Origin of the sequence: Moritella sp. (assembly GCF_033791185.1) — a bacterium.
Lineage (GTDB): Bacteria > Pseudomonadota > Gammaproteobacteria > Enterobacterales > Moritellaceae > Moritella.
The window spans coordinates 1-7,115 of the sequence record NZ_JASJHF010000248.1 but is presented as its reverse complement, the minus strand read 5'-3'; the positions used below and the strand labels follow the sequence as shown (position 1 = coordinate 7,115).

At 43.6% G+C, this 7,115-nt stretch carries 6 protein-coding genes, 1 tRNA gene and 1 pseudogene; 6 read left to right on the top strand and 2 right to left on the bottom strand.

The window, feature by feature from the left end:
- Nucleotides 1–155 precede the first annotated feature (155 nt).
- Nucleotides 156–854: a metal-dependent hydrolase gene (locus tag QNK26_RS14495; protein ID WP_319224248.1), complete on the top strand. Its 699-nt coding sequence runs from the start codon at nt 156–158 to the stop codon at nt 852–854.
- Nucleotides 855–924: 70 nt separating this feature from the next.
- Here the strand turns inward: QNK26_RS14495 and QNK26_RS14490 are convergent, their stop codons facing one another.
- Nucleotides 925–1,284, bottom strand: coding sequence for a DUF2750 domain-containing protein (locus QNK26_RS14490; RefSeq protein ID WP_319224246.1), 360 nt, complete (start codon nt 1,282–1,284; stop codon nt 925–927).
- A 235-nt stretch (nt 1,285–1,519) separates the two neighbouring features.
- On the opposite strand from QNK26_RS14490, the gene QNK26_RS14485 reads away from it, so the two are divergent.
- The 4 genes from QNK26_RS14485 to thpR all read left to right on the top strand — a co-directional run bounded on the left by QNK26_RS14485 (nt 1,520) and on the right by thpR (nt 5,187).
- Nucleotides 1,520–1,610 (top strand) — tRNA-Ser (locus QNK26_RS14485).
- A 121-nt stretch (nt 1,611–1,731) separates the two neighbouring features.
- The gene (locus QNK26_RS14480; RefSeq protein ID WP_319224243.1) at nt 1,732–3,222 is read left to right on the top strand and encodes an MATE family efflux transporter; all 1,491 of its coding nucleotides are present in this window, start codon (nt 1,732–1,734) and stop codon (nt 3,220–3,222) included.
- Between the two features lie 48 nt (nt 3,223–3,270).
- On the top strand, nt 3,271–4,464 hold the full coding sequence (locus QNK26_RS14475; RefSeq protein ID WP_319224241.1) for an iron-containing alcohol dehydrogenase: 1,194 nt from the start codon (nt 3,271–3,273) through the stop codon (nt 4,462–4,464).
- A gap of 186 nt (nt 4,465–4,650) precedes the next feature.
- Nucleotides 4,651–5,187 carry an RNA 2',3'-cyclic phosphodiesterase gene (gene thpR, locus QNK26_RS14470; RefSeq protein ID WP_319224238.1) on the top strand — a complete coding sequence of 179 codons (537 nt, stop codon included), beginning with the start codon at nt 4,651–4,653 and terminating at the stop codon, nt 5,185–5,187.
- A gap of 21 nt (nt 5,188–5,208) precedes the next feature.
- Here thpR and murQ read toward each other — a convergent pair whose 3' ends face one another.
- Nucleotides 5,209–6,102, bottom strand: a complete 894-nt coding sequence (murQ, locus tag QNK26_RS14465) for an N-acetylmuramic acid 6-phosphate etherase (protein ID WP_319224235.1) — start codon at nt 6,100–6,102, stop codon at nt 5,209–5,211.
- Between the two features lie 81 nt (nt 6,103–6,183).
- Here murQ and QNK26_RS14460 point away from each other — a divergent pair.
- Nucleotides 6,184–7,115 (top strand): annotated as a pseudogene (locus QNK26_RS14460) (nuclease); the annotation flags it as partial.

The window sequence follows — 7,115 nt, the reverse complement described above, 5'->3', positions numbered from 1 at the left end:
CTATTTATTTCGTCAGTGTAGTTAATGCCGATATAAATACCCAGACCGATTAAAGCGATAGCGATAAGTTTAAACATAATAATTCCATTGTGATGATTAATTAATTCTTATTTATCATATAATAGCAGTATTAAACTCTATTTTAAAAGATAACAATGGCAAATTTTAATACACATCTTAATGTCGCCGCATTATTAACAGGTGTTTGTTCTGCAAGCTTAGTTGCGGCTCGCCACATTGAGCTTGATACCGCAGTGTGGTTGTGGTTTCTTGGCACAATAGGGGGATTATTACCGGATATTGACTCAGACAACTCGACTTCTCTCGACACTATATTCAACCTCTTTGCGTTTGCCATCATTCTTATTATTATGCGTTATATGACCAGTGACGATTTCGATGACTTGAGTTTTGCCGAGGTCATCGTGGTACCTGCGCTGACTTATGCGGTAATGAAGTACGGACTAAGGACTATTTTTGAACGTTTGACTGTGCATCGAGGCAGTTGCCATACTTTGCTGTTTTTAGCCTTGTGTGGGCTGGTTACCACGCAATTGATTGCTAATGTGGATGGTATTGATTCTGCTAAGGCTGATAGGCTTGCTTGGTTATCTGGTGGTTTTATATTTTTAGGTGGATTAATACATTTAACGTTAGATGAAATGTACAGTGTCGATTTACGCAATATTAGGATTAAACGTTCCTTTGGTACGGCCTTGAAATTAGTCGATCTTGACAGCAAGTTATTAATGTTAGCTATGCTGGTTGCGGTTGCTGTGCTTTGGGATACAACGCCTGAAGTCGAGAGTACACTCGCGATGTTGGGTGATTGGTCGATGTTTATCTTGTTTTAAACGGTTTGAGTAACAGTGCTTATCCTATTGCAGATAAGCACTTTTTTACACTATTAATCGATGTGGTGAATTAAAGCTTTTCGATTTCTACCACTGATTGCGTAAATGCATTTAGCTCAAGTTCTGCACATTCGCCTTCTGATTCCCAGTTAAGGCCAACAATAACGTTGTCTTCGTTTAGATCTTCGATCCAAAACTCAAGTAGGTCAGAAACAGAGATCGCTGTTGGTTTGAATTCGCTCCACTCATCGCTGCAATGTACTTGTGCTAGCGCTTCAGTAGACCAAATTGGCATAGCGTCTGTATTTTCGAAATTAACCGAGTCACATACAACCCAATCTTCACCTGTTTTGTCTTGTAAGCCCCAAACTTGTTGGTTTGGTTTAACGTCAGCAAAGAATTTAGTTATTATTGGATTTGTTTCTGTCATGGGGGTCTCATTGTATTAGGATTATGGCGTCATTATACGGATAACATTGCTAATAGACAGTAAATATCCCGCGTCACGGTTATTTCAAGGTTGATATGGCTACTTGGGGAATAATTAAAATTACGCGTAAGCCTGATTTTTGAACATTCTGTTGTAAATGGCAACGGTGAACCCAAGCGGCAGCATATAAATATTTACAATCTTGGTGGGCTTCTATATTATTCGAACCTGCTGCGGAGGGGTGGCAGAGTGGCCGAATGCACTGGTCTTGAAAACCAGCAGGGGTTAATAGCTCCTCGAGAGTTCAAATCTCTCCTCCTCCGCCATCTATTTAGAGAAGCCGGAACTTATTCATTTAAGTTCCGGCTTTTTGCTTTCTGTATTGCCATATTTAATCCACAATGTTACTAATAGTGACAATTCTCCATTTGATGACTCAGATCAATTATGACCACAGCTAAGTTCACGCAAGGTTCTACTTTGTCTCATATTATTTATATGAGCTCAACAGGTGCCATTGGTTTAACCTGTCTCTTTCTCGTCGATTTGCTGGATCTGTTTTATCTTAGTTTACTGGGCGAACAGCATCTTGCTGCTGCGGTTGGTTATGCAGGGACCGTGGCTTTCTTTACCACATCGATCTCTATTGGCCTGTCTATTGCTATGGGGGCGTTAGTTTCTAAAGCCTTGGGGCAGGGTAAGCGGGAAAGTGCCCGGTCTTATGTCACCAATATCAGTATCGTGACCATTTTCGTCTCATTTATCATCATGTTGTTGACCTGGTTTAATATTGAAGTGCTGCTGAGTTTACTCGGTGCGAAAGGTGAAACTTTGCGCTTAGGGACTGCGTACTTACAAATTTTAGTGCCTTCGATGCCGCTGATGTCGGTTGCTATGGCACTAGGCGCCAGTTTACGTGCTGTCGGTGATGGTAAGTTATCGATGCTATCGACCATAGGTGGTGGTTTAGTTAACGCGGTATTAGATCCGATCTTTATCTTTACCCTAGGCATGGGAATTGAAGGCGCGGCGATCGCCAGTGTGTTATCCCGTTGTGCTGTATTTGGCTTGTCGTTTTATGGGGTTTATTCTAAACATAAGCTGATTGGCAGTTGGTATAGTGACAGCTTTAAAGCGCAGCTGCCTTTTATTATGGCAATTGCCCTACCGGCGATGCTCACGAATGTGGCGACACCCATTGGTAATGCCTTTGTCACGCGCAGTATCGCTGAATTTGGTGATAGTTTTATGGCGGGCTACGCAACGATTAACCGTATTCTGCCCGTTGCCTTTGGGATGATTTTCGCACTGTCGGGGGCTATTGGCCCTATCTTAGGGCAAAACTACGGCGCTAAATTAATGCCGCGGGTACGCAAAAGCTTAAAAGATGCGCTCTGGTTCTGTACCGGTTATGTGGTGCTGGTTTCTTTGATCTTATTTTTGATTGAGGATTACTTGATCAGCGGGTTCAATTTGACTGGTGATGCGGTTGAAGTGGTGATCTTGTTTTGCCGTTTAATCGCGCTAACCTTTATTTTTAATGGCATGATGTTTATTGCTAACGCCAGTTTTAACAACCTAGGTAAGCCGAAATTCTCGACTTGGTTTAACATGGGTAAAGCGACATTGGGTACTATCCCGTTTGTACTTGTGGGTGCCGAGATTGCGGGGGTGAAAGGTATCTTAATCGGCCAAGCATTAGGCTCGGTATTCTTTGGTATTGCTTCTATCCTACTGGCATTTAAGTTAATCAAACAAAAAGAAGGTGAGGCGCACCGCGACCAAGAATTTGCCGATAAACTTGCTGAGGTTACCACCACATCCACAGTAAATGCATTGTCTTCTGGTTGCTCACAATTTGCCATGTTCAGCGAAGAGTGTGACAGTAAAGGCTGCAACTTGTTATTGGCGGATAATGATAATAACGGTAAATCGTAATTGTATATAATGCGACTTCGCATTACGTATTAATTAAAATGGACATTTATGTTGCATCAAACTGTTATTCAAATACGCGGACAAGTAAATAAGCTCGTGCCAATTCCGTTGCCTAAGCTCATTGAAGGCGAGGGTACCATTAAGCAAGCCGCATTAGCATTAACAGAGCTCGGTGGAACTAAACCACTGATCGTGACGGATGCAACCCTGGTTAAATTGGGTATTGCCAAGCACTTAACTGATGCGCTAGATGCAGAAAATATTACCTATGTGCTGTTTGATGCAGTTACTCCCGATCCGACATTACAGCTGGTTGGTCAGGGTTTACTGTATTATCAACAAAATAACTGTGACAGTGTGATTGCTTTAGGTGGCGGTTCGCCGATGGATTGCGCTAAAGGTATTGCGGCTGCTGCGGTTAAAAACGTCGATGTGAGAAAGCTGGTTGGTTTGTTACGGGTGCGCAAGTCCTTACCACCTTTTATCGCGATACCTACTACTGCGGGTACCGGTTCTGAAGCCACTGTGGTTGCTGTTGTCACTGACCCCGTTAAAAAACAGAAGTTTACCATCGTCGACCCGAGTTTAGTACCTGCTGTTGCGATCCTTGATCCACTGTTGATGCAAGGTTTACCGGCAAAGATCACCGCTGAAACGGGTATTGACGCGTTAACACACGCGGTTGAATCTTATATCGGTTATCATGCTACAGCGCAAATTAAAGCTTATGCTTATGATGCGGTTAAACGTATTTTTGCTAACCTTCCCAAAGCCTATGCAGATGGCCGTGATTTAGAAGCTCGACGTCAAATGTCGGTGGCGAGTTTTAATGCTGGCGTGGCCTTTACCCGAGCATCAATTGGTTATGTGCATGCGATTGCGCATCAGTTGGGCGGCTATTATCATATTCCCCATGGCTTAGCGAATGCTGTTATTTTACCGCATGTACTGGAATTCTCGTTTGCAAATTCATTGTGTCGTTATGCTGAATTGGCGATTGCGGCAGGATTAGCGACGAGTGAAGACTCTCAAATTGCAGCGGCGCATAAGTTTGTTGCTGGTGTGAAAGCATTGAACCAAACATTGAATATTCAAGCTGACTTTCCTGAGCTTAAGCAGAGTGATATCCCTGAACTTGCGAAACGTGCAGTAAGAGAAGCGTATTGTGACTACCCTGTGCCGAAATTGATGAACAAAGCGCAATGTGAAAGCTTACTGAAGAAATTATTACCAGCGAGTTAATAGCGCTGCTATTCATGACTAGGTTAAGACATTCATGACGATAGGTTTATCGTCATGAAAACAGACAGTCAGTTATAATTAGTAGATAAGATCCTTGTTAATTTCGAGCCTAATGATAACGCTATGTGTTATGTGTTATGTGTTATGTGTTATGTGTTATGTGTTATGTGTTATGTGGAGGGGAATATGCCAAGATTATTTACTGCGATAGAAGTCTCGAGTGATGTCGGTCATGAGCTGAATAAGCTTTTTTATAAGACAGAGCAGATCCCTGTTCAGACCGTAAAACACATAACCCTGAGATTCATCGGTAACGTCACGGAGGCAGAAGCGTCAGCTATTGAGCAAGAACTAATATCCGTAAATGTTAAACCGTTCAACTTGATGCTGACTGGTTGCCAATTTTTCAAATCTGGTGGCGCTAAGGCCATCTTCGTTACTCGTGTAATGCAAACTCGGGCACTTACTGAGCTTCATCAACTCATATCTAAGGTATTGCTGCATCGCGGAATAAAAGCAGAGGAACGTGAATTCGTGCCACATATTACACTCGCGCGCATTAATAGACCGAGTGACGCCTTGATTGATTTATTATTAGAAAGAGGAAAAAGTGTGGCAACTGAGTTAGCTGTTACTGGATTTGTATTGTATTGTGCTGAGCACGAGCCCAGACCATCATATATTAAGCGTAGGGAATATATATTCACTAAACTTAATACATGATAGGTAATTAAGCCCGTATTTTTATGACGTTAATGCCTGACGTAAGAAGCCTTGATTGTCGGCTAACTGTTGTGTTGCAGTCGCATAATCAACCCCGTTCAGTTCCATTAAAATGGCTGACTTTACGTGTTGATTAGCAGCGATTAACAACTCTTTTGCGCGTTCGCGTTCTACGCCTGTTACATCCATAATAATATTCTCACTACGGGTGATCAGCTTCTCATTTGAGGTTTTCACATCAACCATCAAATTTTGGTAAACCTTGCCAGTACGAACCATCGCGCCGGTGCTGAGCATGTTGAGCACTAATTTTTGTGCCGTGCCTGCTTTCATACGGCTGGAGCCGGTTAATACTTCCGCGCCGACCACGGGAGTTATGGCTATTTTAGCCAGAGTCGCAATTGGTGAGTTATCGTTACAGCTGATTGCAATGGTGTCACAACCGAGATTATTCGCAAAGGTTAGTCCGCCAATCACATAAGGTGTACGTCCTGATGCGGCGATACCAACGACAATGTCTTGCGGGGTTAATTGGATTTGCTGTAAATCGATTTTGGCCGCGTTTAAATCATCTTCAGCGCCTTCTTGCGCTTTAAACATTGCCGCCTCACCGCCGGCGATAATACCTTGCACCTGCTGGTGGCCAACACCAAAGGTCGGCGGGCATTCGGAAGCATCTAATACCCCTAAGCGACCGGATGTACCAGCACCAATATAAATTAAGCGGCCGTTTTGCTGAAAAGCATGGGCGATCATGTCAATTGCAGCCGCAATCAGGGGTAATTCAAGCTTAATGGCTTGAGCCACTTTCTCATCTTCACTGTTGAATAGCTTAACAAGTTCTAATGTTGAAAGTTGATCTAGATTAGCACTTGCCACATTTCTTTGCTCAGAAGTCAGCGATTTTATATCCATAGTAACTACACTCATACAACACGAGACGCAGGGTCTAATGCAAGGATTGATGAGCATGATTTTAAAACAGAAGTGTAGAGAATGCTAGGAGGTTTATTTAGTGGGGCTATCGGCATTATGGTAATGCTCAATGCAGTGTTAGCCAGTGAATTGTGGGATAACCAACAGCGTAATTCATGCGTTGGCGAAAATAGCACGATTAGTCAGTTACAGGGCGAGGGTAGACGTTCACCATTGGTGACGCAGGGACGAGGTCGCAGTAATAACGGCTACCAGAGTGACGAGGTGTATACAGTTCAAGGGGTGGTGACCAGGTTACACCAGGGTAAAGATGCTGGATTTTTTATGCAGCAAACCACGGCGTCTGATCTGAGTCTGGCTTCAAGAGGCATCTTTGTGAGTACGACTGCGATTGCAATTACCAATATTAAGGTTAATACCCGCGTATGCGTAACGGGGGTTGTGGCAGAGTATTATGGGATGACACGGTTGCAGCAAACGACAGCCATCACGACTTTCATCACTACGCTCGGTCCTGCGATTGCTGTGCAACCCACCAATTTATTGGTGGCCAGTGCAGATGCTAATTTTAGCGAAACCCTTGAGCGCTACGAGGGCATGAAGGTTCGTCTGGTTGATCTTAGCGCGATGCGAGTCAGCAAGCCTTTGTATTATGATCGGCGTTGGCAGCGTTATTATATGCTCCTCAGTCATCAGTCCGTTAATATCCATCCGAATAGCTATGCTGTACCGGGCAGTATTCTTGCAGACCAGCACGCACTAGACAACCAACAGCGGCGCTTAGGTTTACAGCTAGCAGACGGTCTGACTAACGCCTCACAGCTTGATTACATAAGAGTTAACGATAGCGTGTCAGCGGTTGTTGGTATTATTACCTTTAGTTACGGCGAGTTTAGCTTGCTGGTTGACCACGGGTTATCGCGTCGTCAATTTAAGCACTTAAGTGATCGCGAGATGTTAGCGCCACGCAGCAATGATAACTTACGTATCGC